At 36.8% G+C, this 25,021-nt stretch carries 31 protein-coding genes and 1 pseudogene; 4 read left to right on the forward strand and 28 right to left on the reverse strand.

What is annotated here, in order from left to right; translation table 11 throughout:
- Both SB773_RS01255 and SB773_RS01260 read left to right on the forward strand, forming a co-directional pair.
- Complete coding sequence (locus SB773_RS01255; RefSeq protein WP_002168711.1) at window positions 1-591, forward strand: dienelactone hydrolase family protein; 591 nt, start codon at window positions 1-3, stop codon at window positions 589-591.
- Between the two features lie 14 nt (window positions 592-605).
- The gene (locus tag SB773_RS01260) at window positions 606-965 is read left to right on the forward strand and encodes a hypothetical protein (RefSeq protein ID WP_002126648.1); all 360 of its coding nucleotides are present in this window, start codon (window positions 606-608) and stop codon (window positions 963-965) included.
- 25 nt (window positions 966-990) lie between these two features.
- On the opposite strand, the gene SB773_RS01265 is transcribed toward SB773_RS01260, so the two are convergent.
- The 17 genes from SB773_RS01265 to SB773_RS01345 all read right to left on the reverse strand — a co-directional run bounded on the left by SB773_RS01265 (window position 991) and on the right by SB773_RS01345 (window position 14,634).
- Window positions 991-1,161 (reverse strand): DUF3951 domain-containing protein, encoded by a 171-nt coding sequence (locus tag SB773_RS01265; RefSeq protein WP_002011981.1) that lies wholly within the window; start codon window positions 1,159-1,161, stop codon window positions 991-993.
- A 62-nt stretch (window positions 1,162-1,223) separates the two neighbouring features.
- Window positions 1,224-1,535, reverse strand: coding sequence for an AzlD domain-containing protein (locus SB773_RS01270; RefSeq protein ID WP_002168712.1), 312 nt, complete (start codon window positions 1,533-1,535; stop codon window positions 1,224-1,226).
- Window positions 1,526-2,254: an AzlC family ABC transporter permease gene (locus tag SB773_RS01275; RefSeq protein WP_002126646.1), complete on the reverse strand. Its 729-nt coding sequence runs from the start codon at window positions 2,252-2,254 to the stop codon at window positions 1,526-1,528. Before SB773_RS01275 ends, SB773_RS01270 begins: the two co-directional genes overlap by 10 nt.
- A complete protein-coding gene (locus SB773_RS01280; RefSeq protein WP_002168713.1) occupies window positions 2,244-3,080 on the reverse strand; it encodes a TrmB family transcriptional regulator in 837 nt (278 codons plus the stop codon). The genes SB773_RS01275 and SB773_RS01280 overlap by 11 nt, the downstream gene beginning before the upstream one ends.
- A gap of 177 nt (window positions 3,081-3,257) precedes the next feature.
- Window positions 3,258-4,556 (reverse strand): NtaA/DmoA family FMN-dependent monooxygenase, encoded by a 1,299-nt coding sequence (locus SB773_RS01285; RefSeq protein ID WP_410588224.1) that lies wholly within the window; start codon window positions 4,554-4,556, stop codon window positions 3,258-3,260.
- 168 nt (window positions 4,557-4,724) lie between these two features.
- The gene (locus tag SB773_RS01290) at window positions 4,725-5,498 is read right to left on the reverse strand and encodes a flagellar basal-body rod protein FlgG (RefSeq protein WP_033713348.1); all 774 of its coding nucleotides are present in this window, start codon (window positions 5,496-5,498) and stop codon (window positions 4,725-4,727) included.
- 43 nt (window positions 5,499-5,541) lie between these two features.
- Window positions 5,542-6,852, reverse strand: a complete 1,311-nt coding sequence (gene flhF, locus SB773_RS01295) for a flagellar biosynthesis GTPase FlhF (RefSeq protein WP_002168716.1) — start codon at window positions 6,850-6,852, stop codon at window positions 5,542-5,544.
- A 14-nt stretch (window positions 6,853-6,866) separates the two neighbouring features.
- Window positions 6,867-8,933: a flagellar biosynthesis protein FlhA gene (gene flhA, locus SB773_RS01300; protein WP_002168717.1), complete on the reverse strand. Its 2,067-nt coding sequence runs from the start codon at window positions 8,931-8,933 to the stop codon at window positions 6,867-6,869.
- A 23-nt stretch (window positions 8,934-8,956) separates the two neighbouring features.
- Window positions 8,957-10,003 carry a flagellar type III secretion system protein FlhB gene (gene flhB / locus SB773_RS01305; RefSeq protein WP_088292866.1) on the reverse strand — a complete coding sequence of 349 codons (1,047 nt, stop codon included), beginning with the start codon at window positions 10,001-10,003 and terminating at the stop codon, window positions 8,957-8,959.
- Between the two features lie 10 nt (window positions 10,004-10,013).
- A complete protein-coding gene (locus SB773_RS01310; protein ID WP_001055697.1) occupies window positions 10,014-10,775 on the reverse strand; it encodes a flagellar biosynthetic protein FliR in 762 nt (253 codons plus the stop codon).
- Window positions 10,776-10,790: 15 nt separating this feature from the next.
- Window positions 10,791-11,066: a flagellar biosynthetic protein FliQ gene (locus SB773_RS01315; protein WP_002011993.1), complete on the reverse strand. Its 276-nt coding sequence runs from the start codon at window positions 11,064-11,066 to the stop codon at window positions 10,791-10,793.
- Between the two features lie 33 nt (window positions 11,067-11,099).
- Window positions 11,100-11,858: a flagellar type III secretion system pore protein FliP gene (locus tag SB773_RS01320; protein WP_002126633.1), complete on the reverse strand. Its 759-nt coding sequence runs from the start codon at window positions 11,856-11,858 to the stop codon at window positions 11,100-11,102.
- Window positions 11,855-12,175 (reverse strand): hypothetical protein, encoded by a 321-nt coding sequence (locus tag SB773_RS01325; RefSeq protein WP_000121176.1) that lies wholly within the window; start codon window positions 12,173-12,175, stop codon window positions 11,855-11,857. Before SB773_RS01325 ends, SB773_RS01320 begins: the two co-directional genes overlap by 4 nt.
- A gap of 12 nt (window positions 12,176-12,187) precedes the next feature.
- Entirely contained in the window at window positions 12,188-12,547 is a 360-nt protein-coding gene (gene fliN / locus SB773_RS01330; protein WP_002011996.1) for a flagellar motor switch protein FliN, read from the reverse strand.
- Between the two features lie 10 nt (window positions 12,548-12,557).
- On the reverse strand, window positions 12,558-13,544 hold the full coding sequence (fliM, locus tag SB773_RS01335) for a flagellar motor switch protein FliM (protein WP_002011997.1): 987 nt from the start codon (window positions 13,542-13,544) through the stop codon (window positions 12,558-12,560).
- A 14-nt stretch (window positions 13,545-13,558) separates the two neighbouring features.
- Window positions 13,559-13,783 carry a flagellar motor switch protein FliN gene (locus SB773_RS01340; RefSeq protein ID WP_000775712.1) on the reverse strand — a complete coding sequence of 75 codons (225 nt, stop codon included), beginning with the start codon at window positions 13,781-13,783 and terminating at the stop codon, window positions 13,559-13,561.
- 65 nt (window positions 13,784-13,848) lie between these two features.
- Window positions 13,849-14,634: a lytic transglycosylase domain-containing protein gene (locus tag SB773_RS01345; protein WP_410588231.1), complete on the reverse strand. Its 786-nt coding sequence runs from the start codon at window positions 14,632-14,634 to the stop codon at window positions 13,849-13,851.
- Between the two features lie 256 nt (window positions 14,635-14,890).
- Here SB773_RS01345 and SB773_RS01350 point away from each other — a divergent pair, with 256 nt between their 5' ends.
- On the forward strand, window positions 14,891-16,024 hold the full coding sequence (locus SB773_RS01350; RefSeq protein ID WP_410588233.1) for a flagellin N-terminal helical domain-containing protein: 1,134 nt from the start codon (window positions 14,891-14,893) through the stop codon (window positions 16,022-16,024).
- Window positions 16,025-16,280: 256 nt separating this feature from the next.
- A pseudogene (locus tag SB773_RS01355) lies at window positions 16,281-16,362 on the forward strand (flagellin); the annotation flags it as partial.
- Window positions 16,363-16,513: 151 nt separating this feature from the next.
- On the opposite strand, the gene SB773_RS01360 reads toward SB773_RS01355, so the two are convergent.
- From SB773_RS01360 to SB773_RS01410, 11 genes are all read right to left on the reverse strand, one after another.
- Complete coding sequence (locus SB773_RS01360) at window positions 16,514-17,566, reverse strand: P-loop NTPase (protein WP_410588235.1); 1,053 nt, start codon at window positions 17,564-17,566, stop codon at window positions 16,514-16,516.
- 20 nt (window positions 17,567-17,586) lie between these two features.
- Window positions 17,587-18,075, reverse strand: a complete 489-nt coding sequence (moaC, locus tag SB773_RS01365; protein ID WP_410588237.1) for a cyclic pyranopterin monophosphate synthase MoaC — start codon at window positions 18,073-18,075, stop codon at window positions 17,587-17,589.
- Between the two features lie 48 nt (window positions 18,076-18,123).
- Entirely contained in the window at window positions 18,124-18,360 is a 237-nt protein-coding gene (gene moaD, locus SB773_RS01370; RefSeq protein ID WP_341023977.1) for a molybdopterin converting factor subunit 1, read from the reverse strand.
- A gap of 4 nt (window positions 18,361-18,364) precedes the next feature.
- Window positions 18,365-18,829, reverse strand: a complete 465-nt coding sequence (locus SB773_RS01375) for a molybdenum cofactor biosynthesis protein MoaE (RefSeq protein WP_410588239.1) — start codon at window positions 18,827-18,829, stop codon at window positions 18,365-18,367.
- Complete coding sequence (locus SB773_RS01380; RefSeq protein WP_410588383.1) at window positions 18,810-20,123, reverse strand: molybdopterin molybdotransferase MoeA; 1,314 nt, start codon at window positions 20,121-20,123, stop codon at window positions 18,810-18,812. Before SB773_RS01380 ends, SB773_RS01375 begins: the two co-directional genes overlap by 20 nt.
- Before the next feature lie 19 nt (window positions 20,124-20,142).
- Window positions 20,143-21,159: a molybdopterin-synthase adenylyltransferase MoeB gene (locus tag SB773_RS01385; RefSeq protein ID WP_410588241.1), complete on the reverse strand. Its 1,017-nt coding sequence runs from the start codon at window positions 21,157-21,159 to the stop codon at window positions 20,143-20,145.
- A gap of 24 nt (window positions 21,160-21,183) precedes the next feature.
- Window positions 21,184-21,978 carry a formate channel gene (locus SB773_RS01390; RefSeq protein ID WP_016094387.1) on the reverse strand — a complete coding sequence of 265 codons (795 nt, stop codon included), beginning with the start codon at window positions 21,976-21,978 and terminating at the stop codon, window positions 21,184-21,186.
- 207 nt (window positions 21,979-22,185) lie between these two features.
- The gene (moaA, locus tag SB773_RS01395; protein WP_410588244.1) at window positions 22,186-23,202 is read right to left on the reverse strand and encodes a GTP 3',8-cyclase MoaA; all 1,017 of its coding nucleotides are present in this window, start codon (window positions 23,200-23,202) and stop codon (window positions 22,186-22,188) included.
- A gap of 20 nt (window positions 23,203-23,222) precedes the next feature.
- Entirely contained in the window at window positions 23,223-24,020 is a 798-nt protein-coding gene (fdhD, locus tag SB773_RS01400) for a formate dehydrogenase accessory sulfurtransferase FdhD (RefSeq protein ID WP_410588246.1), read from the reverse strand.
- Window positions 24,021-24,036: 16 nt separating this feature from the next.
- Window positions 24,037-24,381 carry a Na-translocating system protein MpsC family protein gene (locus SB773_RS01405; RefSeq protein WP_002012015.1) on the reverse strand — a complete coding sequence of 115 codons (345 nt, stop codon included), beginning with the start codon at window positions 24,379-24,381 and terminating at the stop codon, window positions 24,037-24,039.
- A gap of 150 nt (window positions 24,382-24,531) precedes the next feature.
- Window positions 24,532-25,014, reverse strand: a complete 483-nt coding sequence (locus SB773_RS01410; RefSeq protein WP_002012016.1) for a helical membrane plugin domain-containing protein — start codon at window positions 25,012-25,014, stop codon at window positions 24,532-24,534.
- Window positions 25,015-25,021 lie beyond the last annotated feature (7 nt).

Genomic DNA, 25,021 nt, shown 5'->3' on the forward strand with positions numbered 1-25,021 from the left:
ATGAAGAAAAAACTAGCTCTCGTTGTTGTTCATGAAATATACGGTGTGAATGATCATATGCATCATGTTATAGATCACTTCACTACATCTATATTAGATGTATTCTGTCCTAACCTTCTACAATTACAAAATTCATTTCATTATAGTGATGAAGAAAAAGCATATCAATATTTTATGAATCATATTGGATTTGATTATGGGAAAGAACAAATTAATGAGGTAATTTCTACCCTTTCAAATGATTACACGCATATAGGACTTATCGGCTTTAGTGTTGGGGCTACCATCGCTTGGCTCTGTAGTAACAATCCAAAAATAGATTTTATCATTGGATGTTACGGTTCCCGTATACGTGACTATGTTCACATTAAACCTACATGTGCTACATTACTTATTTTCCCTAAACAAGAAGCTAGTTTTTCAGTATCCTCTTTAATCCAAACATTGCAGCAACAAAATAATCCTTTATTAGAAATAAATCAACTACACGGTGAACATGGATTTTTAAATCCGTACACTGAAAAATATAACGAGCACTCTACAAAGCAAGCATACAACCTAATAGATTCGTTTCTTACGCAAACAATATGATAAAGGAGTTTTATATGTCACTTACATTACTTTTACTCATATTCCTAATAATTCCCTTCATTTCAGCATTAGCTCTCATTTTTATGACGGTTAAAAAAGGAAATTTTCTAAACCGACCATACTTACAATCATTCATCGTATGTGCTCTATTTTTTACGAATTGGATATTATATTTAACAAATTTTTATTCATTACTACCTGAGAAAGTTAGTCGATTTATATTTCTACCTATTTGGTTTTTCCTTTGCGTTTTAGGATTTATCGTTTTCGCACGCGAATGGAAGAACAATCGTATTTTTTCCATATCTATCGGTTTCCTTTCTTCTATTAGTTTTCTATTTGGATTATTGTTGTTAGTTCTTTCAGGAATGTAAAAATAAAAGGAAGAAAAGCCCAACATCAACTTTTCTTCCTTCTATTTTTACCTTTAGATTTTATTGTCATAGTTTCACAAGGTGTGTAATAAATTTGAGGTGTCGCCTTATCAACAAACATCATAAACGTAATAAAGCCGATAATAAAAAAAATAAACAACGTTAACAATATTGCTCCTATCGTTAAAAGTATCATAACACCACCCCTATATATTTCATGTTATTACACCTTTCGCTATTATATGAGCTGAATCCTTTTTAGAAAAATAAACGTAACAAAATAATTACAATGACTCCTGTTAATACTGTTCCTAATAAACTACGAGTATATATCGCTACGAAAAATGTAGGAATTGCCGCAATGATATAATCCCACTGCACTGTCTCATGCATAAATAATACTTGTGCTAAAAGTGCTGCTAATATCGCAATTGGTATGTAATTTAACCATTTTAAACCCCAGTCTGGAATTTGTAGTTTACTAAATACGAGAAGAGGTAAAATACGTGGTACGAGTGTGACAGCTCCGGCTGCTAGTAAAAGTAATAATACGTCCACTCTTACTTCCATTTTTCAATCACCACCCCGATTGTCGCAGCTAAAAGTGTTGCGATAATAACTGCTATACTATCTGGCATAAATAAGTGTGAAACGTATGCGATAATAATTGCTACAATTGCTACACTTAGATGAATGGCTAGTTTCGGTTTACTACTTATTAGCTGAAGTACAAATAATCCGATAAACATCGCTGGTAACGCATAATCCATTCCGTACGTATGAGGATCTGGTATCCACTCTCCAAAAAGCCCTCCGAGAACTGTAGCTAAAATCCAATTTAAATATGCTGTTACATTAAGTCCCATCATCCATTTCTCGCCTAAATGGCCTTTTTGTGCTGCTTGTTGCACTGCAACGCCGAAAGTTTCATCTGTAATTTGCGAACCAATTATTAAATTTTTAAAAAGAGGTATCTTGGTGAAGTAAGGTGCGAGTGCAGCACTCATTAATAAGTGACGTAAATTAACAAAGAACACAGTAAAAATAATTGCCGAAGCTGGGGCACCCGCTGCATACATACCCGCTAATATAAACTGAGCAGAACCTGCGTAAATTAATGTGGACATAAAAGCAATTTCTATGATCGAGAAACCTGCTGTTTTCGCAATAACACCAGCCGCTATACCGATGCTCAAATATCCAAATACAGTTGGTAAACAATCCTTTACACCTTGCTGAAATGAATCATCGCTCTGCAGTGTCATATGTGCTTGAGCTTTATTCACCATTATCTCCCTCCATTTCTTCTATAGTACGTTTTCCTGTTACGACATGAACTAAATCTATGTTTTCACGCCATAATGTATCTAATTTATCAGCTCCAAACTCCTTCGTAATCTCTTCCACCATAATGTCGTGCCGAACATATTCTGTAGCGACGAGAACTAAAGCTGGATCATACGTTGTAACGGCCCATGAAGTGCTATCATTTGAAAAGTTAGCAATTAATACTTCTTCCCCATCACGCGCGATAACAGTTAAATGACCACCCATTCTCTTTTCAACGACGTGAGGTGTCATATAATTATGGTGAAATGTCGCTCCTATTTTTGTTTCTGGAGCACCAAATAAAATTGAAAAAATATGTACGCCTTCCGCTTCCTTTTGATGAATGAATGGCTCAATCTCGTGCACTTGATCCTCCCATACAGAAATCCATAACTCTTCTTTTGCTCTATTAATTATATTGCATATTTCTTTCAAAACACGATCATTTGAGCGAATATGCGAAATTACATCAATTTGTCGCTCTTGTTCTAAACAATTTAATTTTCGGTCTAAAAATTCAAAGGACTTTTCAAAATCTTTTCGCATTCGATCCATTAATTCCGTAGCTGGCACTGGTACATATTTCACTGGTTCAGAAGGAACGATATGCACCGCTCCTTTATCCATCAACTTGCCAAGTACTTCATAAATCATTGAACGGGGTACGCCTGTTTGTTTACTCACTTCATAACCTGTTACTGGATAATGTTTTAATAGTCCAATATACGCTTTACATTCGTACTGGGAAAAACCTAACTTTTGTAACTCCTTTATTATTTCATCCATCGGTAACCCCTCACAATTTATATAGCTCTAATTTCAAAACTACGATTTCACTTTCCATTAGTAGTTATTGCTATACCTACTAATATAAAAAAGAAGCCTCTACAAGTCAACTGATAATTCCGAATTTTTATTCGAAATAAAAAGCCTTCTTTTGAAAGGCTTTTTGTGCATAATGAATTATTTCAGCTGTAGAGCATTTGATATATTCCCCTCCAAATGCTCACGTAAAGTTGAACCTGTATACTCTTCTCTAAATACACCTGCTCTCACGAATAAAGGAATGACTTCACTAAAGAATAAATCCAATGATTTTGGAGAACCGCCTGGAATTGCAATAAATCCATCTAGTGCCCCTGCTTCAAATCTTTCCATAATTTGCTTACAAACATCTTGTGGTGTGCCAATAGCGACCCAATGAGCAGAACCAACAACTTCTGGTCGTTCTAGTATTTGCTCAACAGTTGGTTCATTTTTTATGATGAAATTCCGTAATAATTCGGCATGTGTTTTACTGCGTACAGTTTGATTTCTACTTGGTAGCATATGTTCAGTAACCTTACTTTCTAATGGAAGCCCTCTAACGTCTAATCCAAGAACCATTTCGAGTAAAGCGTACCTCTTCTCTTTTGTAAGGTGTTGATGAGCTTGCCTGTGCATTTCTAGTGCTTCTTCATATGAATCACCAATAAAGAAATATAAACCTGGCAATACACGTATATCATCTTGCTTTCGGCCATGCTTTTCTGCTCTTCTTCTTAAATCTTGACGAAGTTCGATTCCTGATTCTACATCTGGCATTGCGGCAAAAATCGCATCCGCAACAGAAGCAGCGAAATTCCGGCCAGACTCTGAAGCACCCGCTTGAAATAAAGGCATTTCCCCAGAAATATGTTGCGGGATATTAAGTGGACCTTTCACCTCAAAATGCTCACCACGATGCTCAATTGGCTGTACCATCTCTCTAATTACCTCTGCGTTGTCTTCTTTCAAAACTTCATAAGGATGACTCCTCCAAAGTTTTCTTACTAACTCTGTACATTCTGCCGCTTTCGCGTATCGTTCCTCAGATGGTGGCATCCCTGCCTCACCAAAGTTTTCAGCACCATCAATTGATGTGACAATGTTCCATCCTACTCGGCCGTTACTAATCCAATTTAAAGATTGTAGTTGCCTCGCTAGTATATATGGTGGATAAAATGATGTTGAAGCGGTCGTAACGACTCCAATTTTTTCTGTTGCATAAGCAATAGCAGTAAACAATAATGTCGGATCTAAAATTACATTCCCCTTATTACGAGCAATTAAATCGGGATGCGCTACTAAATAGTCAGCTTTAAAAACAAAATCTAACTTAGCCTTTTCTGCCTGTAGTGCCAACTCTACTTGTTCATCTATCCCTGAGTTAAACATACTCTCTTGTTCTTTCTTTCTAGAAATCAAGCATAGTCCAATGCAAAGCTGTTTTTTTGTAGACATATGTACACACCTTCCCCTTATTTTTAATTTACCTAGTTAAACAAATGATACGACCCTCACATCTTGTATTTTTTACAACACATAAAATGATAATGATTATCAATATCATTTTATGATGTTACGGAAATAAATGCAATAACAAAAAAGACTCCCGCTAATAGGAGTCCTTTATCTCAATATTTCATTTGCTTCTTTTTCATAAATTTTATCAAATGAAGTCATAATACGTTGCGATGCTTGAATCATTTTTTGACTCGACATAAGGTCAGCCATTTCTTTCGTCATATCCACATTTGAATTTTCTAGCATATGATTTTTTACTATTCCTGTTCCGTTCGGTAAATCAGCGAGGTTACCTTCTGCTAGTGTAAAACTTTTATTTTCTCGTTGCACAAGGCGAGCATTCGTTTCTGCATCTACTGTTTTCGTTTGCAAGCGGCCAATATTATTTTGTGTTACTTCATCGTATAATGTACCGTCTGCTTGTACAGCTACCTTTGCTCCTTCTGGAATACGAATACGTTCATTATTCTCACCCATTACGAAAGCACCAGATGCTGTTTGTAAATAACGATCACTATTTAATGTAAAACTACCGTCTCTCGTTAAAAATGTTTCATCATTTTTAGATGTAACGAAAAATGATGATGTTCCGGCCGCACCGTCATCTAAAAAGAAATCTGTAGCACTATTTGTCATTTGTATATTTCCTTGTACTAAGTTCACATGCGTCGCAGCTGGTACGACAGCGTAATCGACCGAACCGATATTTGTCGTAGCTCCGTCTCCGCGGCGGTATGTGTCTTGCACATCAAATACTTTAGAAGTCATATTTTCTGCTTTAAATCCTGTCGTTTGGGCATTTGCAACGTTATTCGAATGAACATTAATATGCTGCATGTAATTCATCATACCCATAGAACCTATATAAAGACCGTTCATACTTGTTTGAATAAGGCAAGCGCCTTATTCTTCACCTCTTTTCTTACGATGTTTGTAACATTTGTTTTGCTAAATGTTCAGCTGTAGCGATATGTATATGTTGCTTCACGTCTTGTCCGTCTGTCATTAATACAATTGGTGCTGATGATACTGCTGGAATTTTTAACAATTCACCACTACTCGCTGTTTCATCAAATTTCGTAAATACGATTCCATCAATATGAATATCTTTAAAATTCGTAATGATTTCAATCATATCTTTACTTTTCATAGAAGCAGATAACGTTAAACAAATATAATCTGGCTCTACTTGCCCCATCGTCTCAATCATTTCTTCAACTGTATCTGACGTACGATAATTTTTACCGGCTGTATCTATTAAAATATAATCGACGCGAGCTTCTTCTTTAAAATAAGTAAGTGCCCTTGCCATTGCGGGTTCATCTCGCACAGCGATAACTTCTGCTCCAATTGTTTTTACGTAATCTTGCAGTTGCTGCACTGTCCCGATGCGAGAGTGATCTGTCGTAATAAAACCAACCGTTTTTTTCTTACCGTGAAACTGCCATGCCATTTTCGCAAGTGTCGTCGTTTTTCCAACGCCAGTTGGACCGATTAATGCAATTGTTTGTACCTCTTTCTCAAATACGTTTTCAGTATTAAAATGAGATCTCATATCTTCCAATATGTATCCGATGACTTCTTCTTCTGTAATCATCGTTGCATTCTCAAACTTCACTTTTAATTTTTCAGCATATGCATGAATGAAATATTGTTCCACATCGTTTTGTTCTAACATCCGAATTACTTTTTGAATAATAAATGGTACAGATTCCTGGTTTTCTTTTTTTATAACTACTTCTTCTTTCTTTACAGAAATAGCTTGTTTCACAACAGGCTGTTTTTTAGCTACTTTCGTCTCTTCTGTATGTTTCACAACGACAATACCCTTTTCAAACAGTTGTAATAGTTTCTCTTTTTTTCTTGCCCATTCTTCACTATTTCCTGTTTGCATCGCTGCGTACGACATAGAAGTCGTTACGTTTTCTAAATTGTGCAGTACCGATTGAATTCCATTTGCCTTCACAATTTCTTCTGAAGGTTCATTTACAACATCCATTAATTGTTCATGAAATTGAGTTACGCCTTCGTTACTTTCTTCCTGTTTATCTTCAGGAAAAGCGACTAACATCTCATAATTCTTCTTCCAAAAAAACGGGATGTTTCGTTTTACACTTTCATCGACAACGTAGTAATAATCTGTACCATATTGGTCAAATAACTTTCGATACAATTCATTTTTCGAAGCTGCTTTTATTCGCATTAACGCTTCTTTTTTTTCTGTACTTTCCATTACTTCACCCCCTACTATTCAATATAAGCAATTTGATCTACAACAATTTCTGGTGCTAATTCACTAATACATAATACTTTAGCTTCTATTTGATAACGTTCAAGAAGTCTCACAATCGCAAACCTGAAATCTTTTCTGCGTGTTAATAATACTGGCTCTCTTCCCATTAAACGAGCTTGTTTGAAAACGCGCTGTACTTGCTCTACTACTCGCGTTTCTAAATCTAAATCCCAGTTTAATAAATAACCTTGGTATGAATTATTAACAACATCCGCATCTAACTCGATTGAATCAGCGAAAAGCGCTGCATAAATTTTTCCATCAGGATTTTTCGCACTCTCACAAATAACTTTTGAAATACATTCACGAACAAATGCAGTGACACCATCAACATGGTTTTGATAAATTTCTTTCCCGTCAATAATACCTTCAATAATTGTTGGTAAATCACGAATTGAAATTCCTTCTTTCAGAAGTTGTTTAATAACATTTTGCACGAGTGATAAATCGATTTCTTTCTTCTTAATTTCTTCTAATAAAACGCCATTATCAGTTTCAAGCGAGTGAATCAAGTCTTTCACATGTTGACGCTGAATTAACTCATGAAGATTACGTCTAACGACAACATCTAAATGCGTAATTAATATGCTGAGCGGCTCTAACACCTGATAGCCTTTCATTTGTGCATCTTGTACCATATGCTCCAAAATCCAATATCCATCTTCACCAAAAATTGGATCTTTCGCCGGCTCTGCATCTAAATCAGCCATTACATTCGGTGTTTTCAGTGCTAATAAATAACCTGATTTTAAAACACCTTCAGCCGCCTTCGCACCTTTAATACGAATAATGTAACGTCCGCGTGGTCTAAAGCTCGTATTATCTTTAAAGTTAATTCCCGGAACGTTAATTCCAAGGTCGGTAATAATTGACTTCCTCATAAGAACAACTTTATCTCGAGCTGTTTCCCCGTTAATCTTCTGCTTTACAAGTGCCGCTAAATCTAAACCGAGCTCTACAATAATTGGATATTTATCCGTAAAGACGCCGAATGAATCTTCCACTTGTTGCAGTTGCTCTTCATCGCCTTGAATCATTTCTAATTCTTTTTGAAGCTCGTCTTCTTTTTCTTTCTTTATTCGCTTTTTATTACGAACTCCTAAGAAAATAATCGTGCCTCCAACGAGAGCAAATGGTAAAAATGGTAGCGGTGTAAAAACACCCATTGCGATAAATAAACCACCGAGTGCATATACAACAACTTCATGCGCTAATAACTCTTTAAAGATTCCTTCAGTTACTGTATCAGCTGAACCGTCAAATACACGCGTTACGATAATACCTGTTGAAATCGCAAGCATTAACGAACCGATTTGGTTTACAATTCCGTCACCGACAGTTAACTGTGTATAGTGAATAGCCGCATCTGCAAAGCTCATTCCTTGCTGCATCATACCAACAATTAAGCCGAAAATAATGTTTACGAATAAAATGACAATCCCGAAAATAACGTCCCCTTTAATGAACTTTCCGGCACCATCCATCGCTCCGTAAAACTCTGTTTCCATATTTAATTTTTTTCGTTTCGCCTGTGCATCTTTTTCTGTAATAAGACGCTGATTCAAGTCAGCATCGATAGACATTTGTTTCCCTGGTAAAGAATCAAGTGTAAAACGAGCTGCTACTTCAGCTGTACGAGACGCACCGTTTGCAACGATAAACTGGAATATGATTAAAACTATAAAAATAACGATACCAATTAATAAGTTTCCGCCAATTACGAACTGGCCGAACTCTTCAATAACATGACCCGCATTTCCGTCTGTTAAAATCGCTCGCGTCGTCGAAACGTTAATCGATACGCGGAAAATCCCGATTAATAACAACATCGTCGGAAATGACTTTAATTCATCCCACTCGTTAATACTTGTAGCTCGCATATAAATAAGCACTGACATACTTAGTAGAAAAACGATAACGATATCAAGTATAAATGGTGGAAGTGGAATTAAGAGCGCCACAACGAATGACGCTGCTAAAAAGATAGAAAAATAGGTTCTTGCAGAATCCATCTTAAACAAAGAGATCCCCTCCAAACGCGCTATTATACTTCAAGTTCGTTCGTTTGAATTAAATAGCGCATAACTTCAATTACAGCTACGTATAAATCTTCTGGAATCGTCTCGTCTTCCTCAACTTGATAATATAAAGAACGAGCAAGCGGACGGTTTTCCACCATTGGTATTTCTTGTTCACGGGCAAGCGTTCGTATATATAATGCGAGCTCGTCTTCCCCTTTTGCAACGACAATAGGCGCTGCATCAACTTGTTTATTGTAACGAAGTACAACCGAAATATGCGTCGGGTTGTTCACAATAAACGTTGCACCATCCATCTTCTTCGCAATTGTCCCTTGCAAGATGGCATGCATAAAGTTTTTTCGTTTCCCCTTTACTTGCGGGTCCCCTTCATTATCTTTATGCTCCCTTTTCACTTCTTCTTTTTTCATCTTAATATCTTGTTCGTACTCCCATTTTTGATAAATGAAATCAATAATAGAAAGAACGATTAAAATAATTAAAATGGCTAGAAAGATAAATTTAATTTGGCTAATAATTTCAGTAAGTGACGCTGTCCAGTTAAATCCAATCATACTAACGATTTTCTCTAAATTCTTTTTAAAGAGAACGTACGAAACGTAACCGATTAATCCCATATAAAATAGTGATTTCAAAATATCTACTAAACTTTTACGACTAAACAATCTCGTAAAATAGTTTTTCGGATTAATACGTGATGCTTTCGGCTTAAGTACTTTAGAAGAAAATAAGAAACCAACTTGAATCATATAATTGAACAAATGAAAAGCATATACAAGTATTAATATAGGAGCCGATACTTTCAGAAGTAATATACCCATTAAATAAAAATACTCGGTCGAATCTGTATTTTTTCCAATTTGATCAAACAGTACCGCTACGGAATGTGCAATCTCATAGCCGAGCCAATCTCCGAAAAAGTAAACGACAACTGCTAATACGAGAATGGAAAATAAATTATTTAAATCTTTACTCCGGGCGATATTTCCTTCTTCACGCGATTTTTTACGCTTCTGCGGGGTGGCCTTTTCTGTTTTATTATCCTTTGCCATGCGCGTCCCCCTACTTCGTTAAGAAAAAGTTAAATAGTTTCGTATACTCTTCCAGTAATACGTCTGTCATATTTTTAAACACATAACCGAGCATCGGTACACTCATCGCAATAAACAAAATACCACACGTTATTTTAATTACGTACGCATTCATAAAAACGTTTAATTGCGGTGCATTTTTTGCGATTAAAATAAGGACGAAATTAATAATGAATAGACTGCCCATAAGTGGCAAAGCAATTTCAACCGCTGATGTAATTGCAAATAATAACGTTGCGAGTAGACTATCTAAAAAACTAGTCGTCAACAATTTTGAAATCGCCTCTGTATATTGAAACGACTTTAAAATCGTGGCAACGAAATAGTTAATGCCGCCCAGTGAAATAAAAATAATAAGAAAAAATATATCAAAAATTGTTGATAGCAAAGTGGACTGTGACCCTGCATTTACATCAAATAAACTCGCCTGCGATAAACCGATATCAAAGTCTAAAATATGCCCTGCCATTTTCGGAATGTTCCACAGCATCTCTACAATTTTTGAAAGTGATAATCCAATTACAATTTGCGTTCCTGCATAAGCTGCTACATCCCAAACTGTCTTTATGTGAGAGACATCCACTTGATCTGCCACTGTAATCGAAAGAGCGAGTCCAAATGTAACCTTTGCCATCGCCGGAATTGATCTACCTGAGAAAAACGGTAGAAAATATAAAAATGAAGTAATGCGACAAAACGCAAAAAACGTCGCCGCCCATAATTCCATATTCATTTCAGTTCACCTATCTTAGTACGAACGCAATAGCGATGGGATTTTATCAAATAAATCTAAAATAAGCATCGTTAACTCTTGAAACATCCACGGACCTAAAATGATAATAACGAGCACAATACTCGCCATTTTCGGTAAAAACGTCAGCGTTTGCTCTTGAATTTGCATCATCGCCATAATAACCGCGATAATAATAACGACAATCATACTTACAACGGCAATCGGCATTAAAATCATAACCCCTTTATAAAAAAAGGTTTGGAAAATATCTATAATTGGTGACGTATTCATTTATATGACTCCTATCACATAGCATCAAACGCTTCAGGCGACCGTCTTAAACATAATATCGACGATTTTTGTATATCCACCTAAATATACGAAAACGAGTATTTTAAATGGTAAACTTAAAATCATCGGCGGTACCATCATCATCCCAAGGTACATTAAAAGTGTACTAATAATTAAATCAATAAAGACAAACGCTAGATAAATGAACATCCCTGTAAGTAACCCTTTTTGAATTTGCGTTAACGTAAAGGATGGCACAAGCGTAAACAGTGAAAGATCCTTTAAATCTTTCGGCAACTCTTCTCCGCGCACTTTCAGCATCATTTTCAAATCATGCTTATACGTATGCTTCGACATATAATCTTTCATAATCGGAGCTGTCGTCTCCGCAGCTTGACTTACTGTTATTTTTTCTTTCGTCATCGGGTCCCACACATCACTCTTTAATTGACCAAGCACTGGCTGCATCGTAAATAGTGATAAAAATAATGCGAGTCCAACAAGCACTTGGTTCGGTGGTAAATTCATAACCCCAAGCCCTTGACGAGTAATCCCAAGAACAATCATAAAATAAGTAAAATGCGTAAATAAAAGAACGATAGAAGAAGATAATGATAGAAGGGTAACGAGCGCGAATAGTTGTACACTTGAATTACTCGTAAACTCTTTTCCATTTTCGAAATTAATAAAGCCGTTCGGGGCTGCATACGCTGGATTTACAAAAACAAATGAAAAAATAATAGAAAATGCGAAAATAACGGCAAATAACGATAACTGTTTCTTTATTCTCATGATGGATCCTCTACTTTTTTCGTTTCACTCTTCACCGCGTCTTCTAACGCTTGTTGAAACTGATTTCCTGTTCCTGTTAACTGCACAGATTGTACACCGTTATTACTAATAACAGTGAACACTTGCTTTCCGTCCACTTCAAATAAAAAGGCGCTCGTTTGATGATTTAAATACACGCCGTCTTTCACTTGAATGTGTCCATTTTCACCTTGCTTAAAAAACTGCTGTTTGCGCGTCTTTTTCGTCATATAATATGCACCATAGCCGAGCGCACCAAACAGTAAAACGACTTGAAATAAGGTCGTCATATACGACATATGACTCCTCCTCTACTCTTTATCCTGCATTTGATTTTGTGCCTTCATAAGCGCTGCATGTTTCTTATCAGCTTCAATTTCAGAAATAATAATGCCAAACTTCTCGTCCATTACGATTGCCTCACCAATACCGACTTTCATATCACTTAAATATACATCTACTTTATGTCCTAAATTTTTCTCTACTTCAAGAACATCGCCAACTTTTAACTGCTTCACATCACCAAGCGTAATAGATGACTTCCCAAGCTTTACTCCAAGTTCAATCGAAATGTCTGAAACGGTATCAATATGTGCCTTCCCCGCTTCATTTCGCTTCCCTGCAAATTCTTCTAATCCCATTAATGACACAGGAGATACTTCATGCTTCATATGGATCCTCCTACTCTATAAAACTTTTAAATAGGAGCGCCTTACGCGTTCCATCTTTCCCGATAAAACAATTAAATTTATGCTTTCCATCTACATAACCACGTAGTTGGTCTGAAACCTTTGTATGAAGCGGAATAATATCGCCTTCTTCAATTTGCTCAATCTCGCCCATTGTCATCTTCTGCTCACCAACCGCAACGTGAACAGGCTTGTACACTTGATTTACTTTCACTTCTACTTCAGACGTATACTTTTTACGCTTATCCGAAGAATGTTCGACAATATTTTCAGACGTTAACTTATCCATAATTTCTTCAACAGATAAGAACGGAATACCAATACGAACTGTCGTATTCCAAAACTCTGTTTTCATATTTACGTTCAATAATGAAATAATATCGCTCGCCGTCGTAATCTTCAGCGCATTCGGATCTGTCTCCGTCGTTACAAACTTCGGTTCAATCGCAACAACGCTTTCAAATGATTGCTCTAAATTTTTACAAAGAAGCAAGAATATATTATCAAGCGTTAAAAACTCAAACGCCGTTAGCGGTCTGCGCATCGTAAAGTTGCGCTTACTATCTCCGCCAAGCCAGCATTCATGAATATAAATGACGAACGCTAAATCAATCTCAATAACAATTTCTCCAAGCTCTGGTAAACCGAGATCAATAACGCAATATAAATAATAATCTTTCGGCATTTTCTCCACATACTCACTCGTAAATGGAACTTGCTCAACCGTTGAAGGCTCTAGTTCAATTGGAATACGCATACGAGCTGACAACGTCTGTGACGTCTGCTTTCCAAATGTAGACGCAATCGCCTGCAAACTACGTAAATGTTCAACACCAAACTTCTCTGGTCTATTAAAATCATACTCTTGAAATTTATCTTGCTTCCCTGCTTCTTGTGCGAAAGCTGGCATTTCCTCGCCTTCATTCACCGCCTTCAGCAGGGCATCAATTTGCTCTTGGCTTAATTTTTCGCCACTCATGACAATCCCCTTCCCTACCTTTTCAATTCAACGATTTCAACATACATTTTCCCATTCTTCGTCAAAATCTTTCCGGTTCCAATCTCTTCATTCTCAAGCATAAGACGCACCGTATTTTTCGTTGAATTTTCAAGACGATACAATGTACCTTTCGTAATATGAAGCAGATCTTCAATTTTCTTTTTCGTATTTCCGATTTCAAAATAAATTGTTAACGGAATATCATCTTGTAATTTCAAATCTAGCCAACTCCCATATCATGTTCACAAAAATTTCATGTTCTCTATTTATATAATGAAATTTTCTATTTCGAAACGTCGATATTTAATATTTTTTTAATATATCCTTGCGTTTCTTTAAATGGTGGTACGCCTCCGTACTTTCTCACATTACCAGGACCAGCATTATAAGAAGCAAGCGCCAATACGAGATCACCGTTATTTTTCTTTAAATAACCGCTTAACTCTTTCACACCGCCTTCAATACTTTCAGCTGGTGAGAATGGATTTTTTATGCCCATCTCTTTCACATTCGCTGGCATAAGCTGCATCAGCCCCATCGCCCCTGCATGTGACACCGTTTTCGGATTAAAATTAGACTCTACTTCAATCATTTTTTGAATTAACGTTTTCGGAATTCCATATGTATTACTTACGCGATCAATAATATCCTCATACTTACCTTCATTTGAAGAACGTATTTTCTGAATATTATATTTATTCGTTAATCCCCACGTATCAGCAGGCTCATTTTTCGTTTCTGAGAAACGTCGCTCAAACTCTTTTTGTGCAACTTGCACTTCATCCACTTTCTTCGTTTCAGCTTTCTCCTCAGGCTTACTCGTTTCCTCTACTTTATTAATAGGTTCTTCCGGTTTGTTAACAACCGTTTCTATTTTCGTAGATTGTACCGGATGACTCATATCTTCTACTTTTGCCATTTGCGGAGTAACCTTCGTCTCCTTCGCAGGTTCACTCTGCAATTGATCTTGAAAACGACTACTAACGAACGCCTGCGGACTACTTAACTTTTGCTGCATTTGTCCTTTTTTATATGCAAGAACTTCTTTTACTATATTTCCAACTACCATAATATCACCTTTTCGGTAAACAAAGATAATCTAATATTAGAGTTTTTTTAAAAAGTTTGCAATAATCCTTTTAATAATATTGTAATAAAAAAATGAATAGATTGTTAAACTGTTATTTTTTTATATTCATTAATTCGAATTTTTAGTTGACACCCGTTGTAGCAAGGATTACAATAAATCTCGAAATCGATTTTTTCGCATATTACCGTTTTTCAATTTGCAGAAAAGTCAATATAAAAAAATGGGGGTTCTTAACATGAGAATCAATACAAACATTAATAGCATGCGTACGCAAGAGTACATGCGCCAAAACCAAGCAAAAATGAGCAACGCTATGGACCGTTTATCAAGCGGTAAACGTATCAACAACGCTTCTGACGATGCAGCAGGTCTTGCAATCGCAACTCGTATGCGTGCTCGTGAAAGCGGATTAGGAGTAGCTGCTAACAACACTCAAGACGGTATGTCATTAATCCGTACAGCTGACTCAGCTTTAAACTCTGTATCTAACATCTTACTTCGTATGCGTGACATCGCTAATCAATCTGCGAACGGTACGAACACTGGTGATAACCAAAAAGCATTAGATAAAGAATTTTCTGCATTAAAAGAACAAATCGATTACATTTCTAAAAACACAGAGTTTAACGATAAGAAATTATTAAATGGCGATAACAAATCTATTGCTATCCAAACTCTAGATAACGCTGATACAACGAAACAAATCAATATTAATCTAGCTGATTCATCTACTACATCTTTAAAGATTGACACATTATCTATTGAGGGAACTGGTTCTAAAACAATCGCAATTACAGCAGGAGATATTGCTAAAGATCAAGCAAACATTGATGCTGTAGGTGTTGCTAAAACAGCATTAGGTGCGCTAACTGGTACTCCAACTGCAGCAGCGATTAATACAGCAGTTGATAACTTTAAAACAGCATTTGCTAAAGCTGACAAAGCTTTAATGAGCGATACTCAAATTAAAGCTGTTACAGATGCAATTACAGCTTTCGAAGCTGATGCTACTCCAGACCTTACAAAAGCTAAAGCAATCGGAACTGCTTATACTGCACCTGCAGCAGGTAATATTACAAAATCTTCATCAAACGCTTCTGATGCAATTAAATCAATCGATGATGCATTAGATACAATTGCATCTAACCGTGCAACTCTAGGTGCTACATTAAACCGTCTTGACTTTAACGTAAATAACCTGAAGAGCCAATCTTCTTCTATGGCTTCAGCTGCTTCTCAAATCGAAGACGCTGACATGGCGAAAGAAATGTCTGAAATGACTAAGTTCAAAATCTTGAACGAAGCTGGTATCAGCATGCTTTCTCAAGCAAACCAAACTCCACAAATGGTTTCAAAATTATTACAATAAGCCATTTGATTTAGTTTCATGAATGAACCACTCTGCTTGCGGAGTGGTTCATTTTTTCTATATAGATGAATTTTTTGTAAAACCTTTCTTTTTTTAGGTGGAAGAGAGCATCCACGGTGTGCAGAAGCGGTCAGCTCCTATCTGGATCCCCTCTTATGTTAAAATACAAACAGAAAATGAGCATAAGCCCTTTTCTCCCTTCATAGCCGTTTATTATCTCTAGAACACCGACTATATAAATCTATAAGAAGTGATTATGCGTATTGGTACGAATGTTTTGAGTATGAATGCTAGGCAGTCTTTATATAGGATGTATGCTGCGATGGAGCATTTAGTTGCACTTAATACAGTTTCGCAGGCTAATCAAATTCCACAAATGGTCTCTAAGTTATTACAATCTTAAATATAACCTTTAAAACCATTGAAATAACTCTACATAAAATAAAAAGTGGGATACATACGTGCTATGCATCCCACTTTTCTATCAACCTATCCGTTATAAATTAGATCCTCAGCTAAAGACACAAACATCTCCCCAACAAGCGAGTCTTCGTCATATACACATGAACCATTATTCTCTTCACGCTTCGCAAACGGTATTTGGGCTATCACTTCTGTTTGCAGTTGTTCTGCTAACATTTCACCGCCGCCTTTTCCGAAGAGATAGTTTCTTGAACCATCTTGTTCTTCGTAATATGCCATGTTTTCAACGATACCTAAAATATCGTGTTTCGTATGTTTTGCCATTACTCCTACTCTAGACGCGACAAATGATGCTACGTTATGAGGCGTTGTGATGATAATTTCCTTAGCTTGCGGAATCATCGCAGCAACATCAATCGCAACATCTCCTGTTCCAGGTGGTAAATCTAGAAGAAGGTAGTCTAATTCTCCCCAGTGCGTGTTCGCAAGGAAGTTTTGAATCCATTTATTTAACATCGGTCCGCGCCACATAACGGGGTTATTCCCTTCTGTGAAGAATCCCATCGACATAATTTTAACACCGTGACTAACGACTGGAATTGCGGTTTGATCAATCATTGTTGGTTTTTCATTCGTTTCCATCATAGCTGGGATACTGAATCCGTATATATCTGCATCTAAAATTCCAACCCTTTTCCCCATACGAGCTAACGCAGTAGCAAGGTTAATCGTCACAGTTGATTTTCCAACTCCTCCTTTTCCGCTTGTTATAGTAATAAAACGCACACCCGAATCAGGTCGAAGCATACTAGGCATTCCAGTTTCCGTTCTAGTTTCTTTCTTTAAAGACGCTGTTAATGCCGCGCGTTCTTCTGGTGTCATAGAACCGAATGTTAAGGAAACTTTCGACGCACCAATGTTTCGAAGGGAGTCTTCAATATCTTGTTGAATTTTTGCTTTCAACGGACAACCTTGAATTGTTAAAACAACTTCTAGCCCAACTTCTGTACCATCTATTTTTATATTTCTAACCATATTTAGTTCCACAATACTTTTGTGTAACTCTGGATCTTCTACATGGCTTAACGCGTTCATAATCTGTTCGTGAGTAATCATCATACACATTCCTTCCATTGTAATTATTTTACCTTGTGAAAAAAATCTCCGCTTTTCCCACCCGTTTTTTGAACTAAATACGTTTCTTTCATGACCATCGTTTTATCAACAGCTTTACACATATCGTAAAAAGTAAGGGCGGCGATTGATACGGCCGTTAATGCTTCCATTTCTACTCCTGTTTTTCCGCTGCATTTTACTGTCGCTCGTATGATTAATTCATAGCCATCGGTTTTCTTTTCATAACGGAACGTAAAGTCTGTTCCTTGGATTAATATCGGGTGACACATCGGGATTATATCCGCTGTTTTTTTAGCACCGATTATGCCAGCAACTTGCGCTACTTGGAGCGGATCTCCTTTTTTCAATCCGCCACTTTGAATTGCTTCAAATAGTTCATTTGATAAAGAAATTGTACTTTGCGCAATAGCTGTGCGTGTTGAAATGTCTTTTTGAGAAATATCAACCATTTTTGCTCTTCCCTCTTCATTCCAATGCGAAAATTCACTCATAATGATCCTCCTTGACATATGAAAAAATTGATACTCTAATAGAAAGAATTAACCTCCACTTACAGGTGGGATAAACGCGACAGTATCTCCAACTCTTACAATATCTTCGTCCGTTACAAATTCTTCATTAATTGCTACCATAGCTTTATCTAGCGTCTGTAATTGATAGTTATCTTTCAGGCATTTTTTCAATTGATGAACATTCATCTCTCGCTTTTCTATTATTACTAATCTCTCTGAGCCTACTTCTTCTCGTAAATTGGCGAACAGTAAAATTGTTATCATCTTCTCATTCTTCTTTCTTTGGTTTTCCTTCTGGATATGGAGTGCTTTCGAGTTGATCTCCAATCCACTCCGTTCCATCTTCCCAAAATTCTTTTTTCCAAATTGGGACGATTTTCTTTATACGTTCAATTGCGTATTCATTCGCTTCATATGCCACTTTACGATGTGGCGACGATACTACAATGACAACGGCGATATCCATTATTTCTAGTCGGCCTACTCGGTGCGAGATTGCTATTTTCGCATCCGGCCATTTTTTCTTAATTTCCTCTCCAATTTCAGTAAGCTTTTTTACTGCCATCGGTTTATATGCTTCATACTCAAGATGTAACGTTCGTTTTCCTTTCGTTAATTCTCTTACTGTTCCAATAAAAGTTGTAATTGCCCCTGCTTCTCGCCTTGCTACTTTATTCGTTACTTCTTCAACTACAATCGGAATATCGACAATTTCAAATCGTGCTTGTCCCATCAAAACCTCTCCCCACTTTACGGAATGTCCAAGGCCATTCACTACCTTCGTTATCTTCTAATAAAAGAATGTCTACAAACATCCCTTTCTTATATCCTCTCGTTCCACCCTGTAGGACGATAAAAATGTTTGATTCTGCTAATGAAGAAACGGAACTAGATTTATCAAATCCTGATGGATAAGCGATTAGTTGTCCTTCGTTATACTGAAGCTTACCTCGTACAAATCTTGTAAATGGATTAGGTTTTAGAAAGTCTTCTCCGAGCATTGCTTTTTCTCGTTTTACATGTGGTGTTTCGCTAAACATATACGCACGAATGCTAGATCTTACGAATAATTCAAAGCCTACGTAACAAGCAGATGGATTACCTGATAATCCGAATAATAATTTTCCGTTTAATCGCGCTACAGTCGTGACACTTCCCGGCCGCATGGCTACTTTATTAAAAAGAACCGACGCACCTAACTGTTCGTATATAGCTGGCAAATAGTCATAGTCGCCTACCGAAACACCACCAGTTGTAATTAACATATCCACTTCGCTTAACGCTTTTTTCACTGCCTCGTAGCACGTATTCAAATCGTCACTAAACTTCCCAAAGTATTTTACTCTTCCACCTGCTCTTCGAATTTGAGACGATATCATATACGTATTACTATTTCGGATTTTCCCAGGTTGTAGTTCTTCATTTACATCGAGAAGTTCACTCCCAGTCGCTAATAGTCCAATTATGGGCTTTTTCGCTACTGGCACTTCACTATAACCGAATGTAGCAAGAAGAGCAGAAATACCTGGATTAATGTAGCAACCCCTTTTTGCGAGAACGGTTCCTTTACGTGCGTCTTCACCTTGAAAGGATATATTGTCCCCTTCTTTAAATGAGCGCCTCACTTCCATATAGCTTTTTCCGATATTCTCATATTGACGATGACGAGTCAGTTCTAGCATGACGACCGCGTTACATCCTTTCGGAATTTGTGCCCCTGTCATAATTCGAACTGCTTGAAACGCTCCTACTTCTTTAGGAAATACGGAACCTGCTCCAATTTCACCAATTACTTCAAATACGATTGGATTCTCACGACTTGCTCGTAAAGTATCTTCTGCCCTAATAGCAAATCCATCATATGGCGAGCGATCGAAGGAAGGAACATCGTGATCCGCTACTATATCGTCTGCTAACGTACGTCCGTATGCTAATTCCAGTGGTACTAGTTCTTTTACACCACAATTAGCAAATGCCATCACTTTACGAACAGCCTCTTCAACTGTAATTGGCACTCTTCTTTCCATCATTACCAATCCCTCTCTATTATCCTAATAACCGATAGTATAGTTGTTTCGCTTTTTGAATTTCATTCGTGCCATGAATAAATACACGACCATCATGAAAAATGACGATGCGATACTCTTCTAATTGGCAAGAGAGCAAATACGGATTCCAATCAACTTTCCCGTGGTTCTTTAATACTTTTTCTAACTCATCAAAGTTGTAATGTCTATTATGAGCCGGTCTAATTTGAACTGTATTTCTTCCGCATAAAACAGCTGTCTTCGTTTGATTTTCGTATGATAAATAAGGATAAGTTCTATTTGTTCCGCACGAAGGACAGTCTTCCGTTTTGATTTTCCCTAGTTTGATAGAATGATATTGATTACTCCATATATCAAACATTAAAAAAGTTTTCCGAACTGCTTCATAGTCTTCTACTAAAATTTTGAATGCTTCTGCCACTTGGTACGCTGCAACGATTTGAACAGCTGGACTAATAATTCCAACTGTGTCACACGTCGCCCCTGTAACAGGAACACTTTTCAGTACACAATGTAAGCACGGTGTTTTCTTCGGAATAATTGTATAGCTCATGCCATAACTTCCGACACAAGAACCGTAAATCCAAGGGATATTGTATTTTTGTGATGTATCATTAATCACGAACCGAATATCGAAATTATCTGTTGCATCAATAATGACATCGACACCACCTAGTAAAGCTTCCATATTATCTACTCTTGCATCCATGACAAGAGCCTGAATTTGCACGTCTGAATTAATTTGTTTGAGACGATTCTGCGCTGCGATTGCTTTTGGCAACTTTTCTATCGCATCTTGTTCAGCGTAAAGTTGTTGCCGCTGTAAATTGCTCCATTCTACGTAATCGCGATCAATAATCGTTAATTTCCCGATACCTGCACGTACAAAGCTTTCTGCACTTGCACTTCCTAATGCACCTGCCCCTATTATTAATACATGCTTATTTCTAATTTTCTCTTGCCCTTCTTTTCCAATAGGAGTGAACAACTGTTGTCGTGAATACCGCTCTATCATGAGGTGCCTTCCTTTCAAATACTGTTATTTTTTCAATACATCTTCTTCGGTAGCACTTTGTTTCTGATAACAAGAAAAATAAGCGAATCCAACAAATCCAGCTCCGCCAATTACATTTCCGATAAAGACTGGCACAAAGTTTTTCGCAAGATCCATCCACGTAAGGTGACCCGCAAAAATAACTGCTGAAATGACAAACATATTTGCTACTACTTGCTGAAACCCAATTACGACAAATGCCATAATCGGAATCCAAATTCCAACAATCTTCCCAATTAAATCGTTCGTTCCGTACGCTAACCAAATCGCAAGGCAAACGAGCCAGTTACAGCCAATCGCTAAAATTAACGTTCTTCCGAAAGATTCATGTAACTTATCTTGAGCTATCGCTATCGTCTTATTTAAATACGCACCTTCAGTTAATCCGCCAAGGTGACCGAAACAATACGCTACGAAAAGTGCACCTGCGAAGTTCGTTAAAGTGATCCACGCCCAATTGTTTAACACATGTTTCAATGAAATTTTCCGTGCATACAGTGCCATGGCCATCGACATCATATTTCCCGTAATTAATTCTCCTCCTGCTAAAACAACGAGCATAAGTCCAATAGGAAAAACCGCTCCTCCTATAAAATTGACTAAACTTCCCCACTGCTCCGGTACATTACCTAGAACACGAATATTAAGTAAAAATCCTAATGAAATGAATGCTCCTCCTAAAAAACCAAGAATAAGCATCGCTGATAGCGGTTGCCCCACCTTTTGAACACCGGATTCAATCACAAGCGCAGCAATTTGTTCCGGTTTATGAAATGCCATAACCAATTCCTCCATTTTTCTCATCTAAAAAAAGCAGCACCAAAAACCCTTAACATCGTAAGGATTTTTGAATGCTGCTTAATCTCTCTGCATATCTCTTACAGAAATATCAATCATCATTTTTACTATACTCATAGAAAGTGTACAAAACTTGCACATTTCCCACTATTTACGTTAACAAAGAGAATCTACATTCTTAGTAGCGTCTCAGCCACCGATATGCGACATTTCAATTTTCGGCATTGCTTTTTTATTCGTATTGCTTAACCGTTCATCTGAATAACGGTCTGAACGATTATTCCAAATGTCACGAATAACATTAGTAATCTCCTCATCCGTATATCCAAAGCGAAGTAATTCTTTAAGATTGTTTCCTTTAGACGCAAACAAACATGTATACAATTTTCCTTCTGCAGAAATACGCGCTCTTGTACATGATGAACAGAACGAATCCGTTACAGATGAAATAATTCCTATTTCTTCTTCGCTACCAACATAACGATAACGTGTCGCAACTTCACCAGGATAGTTCGCCTCAATACGTTCAAGCGGCATCACTTTATGAATCATCTCTACTATTTCCTGCTTAGAAACTACTTCACCTAATTCCCAGCCGTTAAAATTTCCGACATCCATATATTCAATGAACCGAAGGATATGCTTATTCTCTTTAAAGTACTCTGCCATCTGAACGATGTCTTCTTCATTTTTCCCTTTTTGGACAACCATGTTCATTTTAATTTTCATTCCGGCTTCCGCTGCAGCCTGTATTCCCGCAAGAACCGTTTTTACTTTACTTCTATTCCCATTTAAATAAGAGAATCGTTCTTCATTTAACGAGTCTAAACTAACTGTTACACGAGATAAACCCGCCTTATATAAATCTTGAGCAAACTTTTTAAGTAATGATCCATTTGTCGTTAAACCAATATCCTCTACTCCATCAATTTCGTTTAACCGCTGTATGAGTTCAGGTAAGTCTTTTCGAAGTAAAGGCTCTCCTCCTGTAATACGTAACTTTCTTACACCTAAAGAAACGAAAACACGTGTAATCCTTTCAATTTCATCAAAAGATAAAATTTTATCATTAGACAAAAAAGAATAATCACGACCAAATATTTCTTCTGGCATACAATATCGACAGCGAAAATTACAGCGATCAGTAACAGAAATACGTAAATCCTTTAAAGGACGATCTAATTTGTCTAATGTAACAGATTTCATGATTATTGCCTCGTTTCTACTTATTTTATATTCATAATCCGCTTTGGATGCGTATATACATTTAAAGATTTACTACGAATGAAGCCTATTGTAGTAATCCCTAACTGCTCCGCTAGTTCTAATGCTAACTCAGTTGGAGCTGATTTTGACAATATTACTTCACAGCCAATTTTCGCAACTTTTAATAGAATTTCAGAAGAGATACGTCCACTAAAAACAATAATTTTATCACCAATCGAAATGTTATTTTTTAAACAATAGCCGTAAATTTTGTCTAAAGCGTTATGTCTTCCTATATCCATGCGGCTTAAAACAATTCCACTCACATTACATAAAGCTGCATTATGAACGCCGCCTGTATGTTGAAACGTAGACGCAGATTGCTGCATATCATTCATTAACCGAAAACAATCCTCGGCAGAGATCTTTACGCGAATATCATTCATTTCTTTCGCAGTCAGCGCATCGTTCGCAAAAACAAACCCTTGCCTACTCATTCCACAGCAAGAAGTAATATAACGTTTGTTTTGTATGTCACGATAATAAGGATTGATTTTCGTCGTTTTTACATGTACATAGCCTTCTTTTTCTTGCATCCATATTTCATCAATATCTTCATACTTTCGGATAATGCCTTCAGAGGCTAAAAAGCCAATTACCATATCTTCAATATACTCTGGAGTACTAACCATTGTAACAAATTCCTGGCCGTTAATTTTAACCGTAACAGGAAACTCTGTTACAATGCTGTCCTCTATATGTTTAAATTCCCCTTGCTCATATTTAAAAATTTTCCGTTCCACCTGAATCGATTTCACGATGAGCATCCTTCTCTCACGTTATATTTTTATCAAAAACAAACACGGAAACTGCAATATCCTCATCTACTTTCATATCAGAAAACAGATGAACTAACTTCGCACCAACAAGTTCTTCTAAATGTTCATGAGGATTAGCCACATACACTTCTTGAATCATTTTCGTTCGAGCCATATGAACCATTTCCGCCCCATCCGTAGTTCCCGAAATAAATTTCTCAGTAGGTGTTAAATTCCCATAAAGTGTTGCAATCGCCATGTTCTCGGTAAATACAGTATGAATTCTTTCCGGCCCTTTCCCGAACAACTCTTTTCGAAGCTTTCGGATCATATCATTAAATTCATGTACCATTTTTGACATACTCTCATTCCTTCCTAGTTATTCCATCACAACTATTTTAACAAAATGATCATTTCGTCTAAACTATTTAATAATGAGACGAAATGGATCATCTTTTACAATTACCTCAAGTAAGCAAACAACATATGAAATACTATTATTGTTGCTTATCTATTCTTCTTTTAACCCTTTACCCATACCTTTTAAGAAATGAAGACCAAATCCGATAGCACGATTAATATCTGGATCCTTCAGTACTTTCATAAGGTCTAATATTCCTACTTTTTTATTGCTTTGCAAATGCTGATTTCCTTCATCCATACCTGTCAATACGCTACCTATAAGCTTTTTCGTAAGTTCCGGATCAAGTTCTGTTAAAGCTCCTGCAGCGCCCATCATATTATTAATTAAATTTGTAACTGGTTCACGAGTGACTTGGCCTAGAACGATTTTTGCGATTGGTTCTTTCGCTTTCAGCATAGAATTTGCTGCTTCCAGCATCCCAATGTCATTTAATTCACCTACTATATTAAACATTTGATTTAAAGCATCTTCATTATTAGCTAGCAGTTCTTTTAAAGCTTCGAGTTTTTGTTGTTTAAGTTCTTCCTCAGTTAGCTCCTGTTTCTGGATCGCTTGAATAGGTGCTGCCATATTCTTT

This window comes from Bacillus sp. SIMBA_074, assembly GCF_046534555.1.
In the GTDB taxonomy this organism is placed as follows: domain Bacteria; phylum Bacillota; class Bacilli; order Bacillales; family Bacillaceae_G; genus Bacillus_A; species Bacillus_A mycoides.

Coding starts and splice junctions, on each gene's coding strand:
- SB773_RS01255 (WP_002168711.1), top strand. CDS start 1: ATGAAGAAAAAACTAGCTCTCGTTGTTGTTCATGAAATATACGGTGTG.
- SB773_RS01260 (WP_002126648.1), top strand. CDS start 606: ATGTCACTTACATTACTTTTACTCATATTCCTAATAATTCCCTTCATT.
- SB773_RS01265 (WP_002011981.1), bottom strand. CDS start 1,161: ATGATACTTTTAACGATAGGAGCAATATTGTTAACGTTGTTTATTTTT.
- SB773_RS01270 (WP_002168712.1), bottom strand. CDS start 1,535: ATGGAAGTAAGAGTGGACGTATTATTACTTTTACTAGCAGCCGGAGCT.
- SB773_RS01275 (WP_002126646.1), bottom strand. CDS start 2,254: ATGGTGAATAAAGCTCAAGCACATATGACACTGCAGAGCGATGATTCA.
- SB773_RS01280 (WP_002168713.1), bottom strand. CDS start 3,080: ATGGATGAAATAATAAAGGAGTTACAAAAGTTAGGTTTTTCCCAGTAC.
- SB773_RS01285 (WP_410588224.1), bottom strand. CDS start 4,556: ATGTCTACAAAAAAACAGCTTTGCATTGGACTATGCTTGATTTCTAGA.
- SB773_RS01290 (WP_033713348.1), bottom strand. CDS start 5,498: ATGAACGGTCTTTATATAGGTTCTATGGGTATGATGAATTACATGCAG.
- flhF (WP_002168716.1), bottom strand. CDS start 6,852: ATGGAAAGTACAGAAAAAAAAGAAGCGTTAATGCGAATAAAAGCAGCT.
- flhB (WP_088292866.1), bottom strand. CDS start 10,003: ATGGCAAAGGATAATAAAACAGAAAAGGCCACCCCGCAGAAGCGTAAA.
- SB773_RS01310 (WP_001055697.1), bottom strand. CDS start 10,775: ATGAATATGGAATTATGGGCGGCGACGTTTTTTGCGTTTTGTCGCATT.
- SB773_RS01315 (WP_002011993.1), bottom strand. CDS start 11,066: ATGAATACGTCACCAATTATAGATATTTTCCAAACCTTTTTTTATAAA.
- SB773_RS01320 (WP_002126633.1), bottom strand. CDS start 11,858: ATGAGAATAAAGAAACAGTTATCGTTATTTGCCGTTATTTTCGCATTT.
- SB773_RS01325 (WP_000121176.1), bottom strand. CDS start 12,175: ATGTCGTATATGACGACCTTATTTCAAGTCGTTTTACTGTTTGGTGCG.
- fliN (WP_002011996.1), bottom strand. CDS start 12,547: ATGAAGCATGAAGTATCTCCTGTGTCATTAATGGGATTAGAAGAATTT.
- fliM (WP_002011997.1), bottom strand. CDS start 13,544: ATGAGTGGCGAAAAATTAAGCCAAGAGCAAATTGATGCCCTGCTGAAG.
- SB773_RS01345 (WP_410588231.1), bottom strand. CDS start 14,634: ATGGTAGTTGGAAATATAGTAAAAGAAGTTCTTGCATATAAAAAAGGA.
- SB773_RS01350 (WP_410588233.1), top strand. CDS start 14,891: ATGAGAATCAATACAAACATTAATAGCATGCGTACGCAAGAGTACATG.
- SB773_RS01360 (WP_410588235.1), bottom strand. CDS start 17,566: ATGATGATTACTCACGAACAGATTATGAACGCGTTAAGCCATGTAGAA.
- moaC (WP_410588237.1), bottom strand. CDS start 18,075: ATGAGTGAATTTTCGCATTGGAATGAAGAGGGAAGAGCAAAAATGGTT.
- moaD (WP_341023977.1), bottom strand. CDS start 18,360: ATGATAACAATTTTACTGTTCGCCAATTTACGAGAAGAAGTAGGCTCA.
- SB773_RS01375 (WP_410588239.1), bottom strand. CDS start 18,829: ATGGGACAAGCACGATTTGAAATTGTCGATATTCCGATTGTAGTTGAA.
- SB773_RS01380 (WP_410588383.1), bottom strand. CDS start 20,123: ATGGAAAGAAGAGTGCCAATTACAGTTGAAGAGGCTGTTCGTAAAGTG.
- SB773_RS01385 (WP_410588241.1), bottom strand. CDS start 21,159: ATGATAGAGCGGTATTCACGACAACAGTTGTTCACTCCTATTGGAAAA.
- SB773_RS01390 (WP_016094387.1), bottom strand. CDS start 21,978: ATGGCATTTCATAAACCGGAACAAATTGCTGCGCTTGTGATTGAATCC.
- moaA (WP_410588244.1), bottom strand. CDS start 23,202: ATGAAATCTGTTACATTAGACAAATTAGATCGTCCTTTAAAGGATTTA.
- SB773_RS01405 (WP_002012015.1), bottom strand. CDS start 24,381: ATGTCAAAAATGGTACATGAATTTAATGATATGATCCGAAAGCTTCGA.
- SB773_RS01410 (WP_002012016.1), bottom strand. CDS start 25,014: ATGGCAGCACCTATTCAAGCGATCCAGAAACAGGAGCTAACTGAGGAA.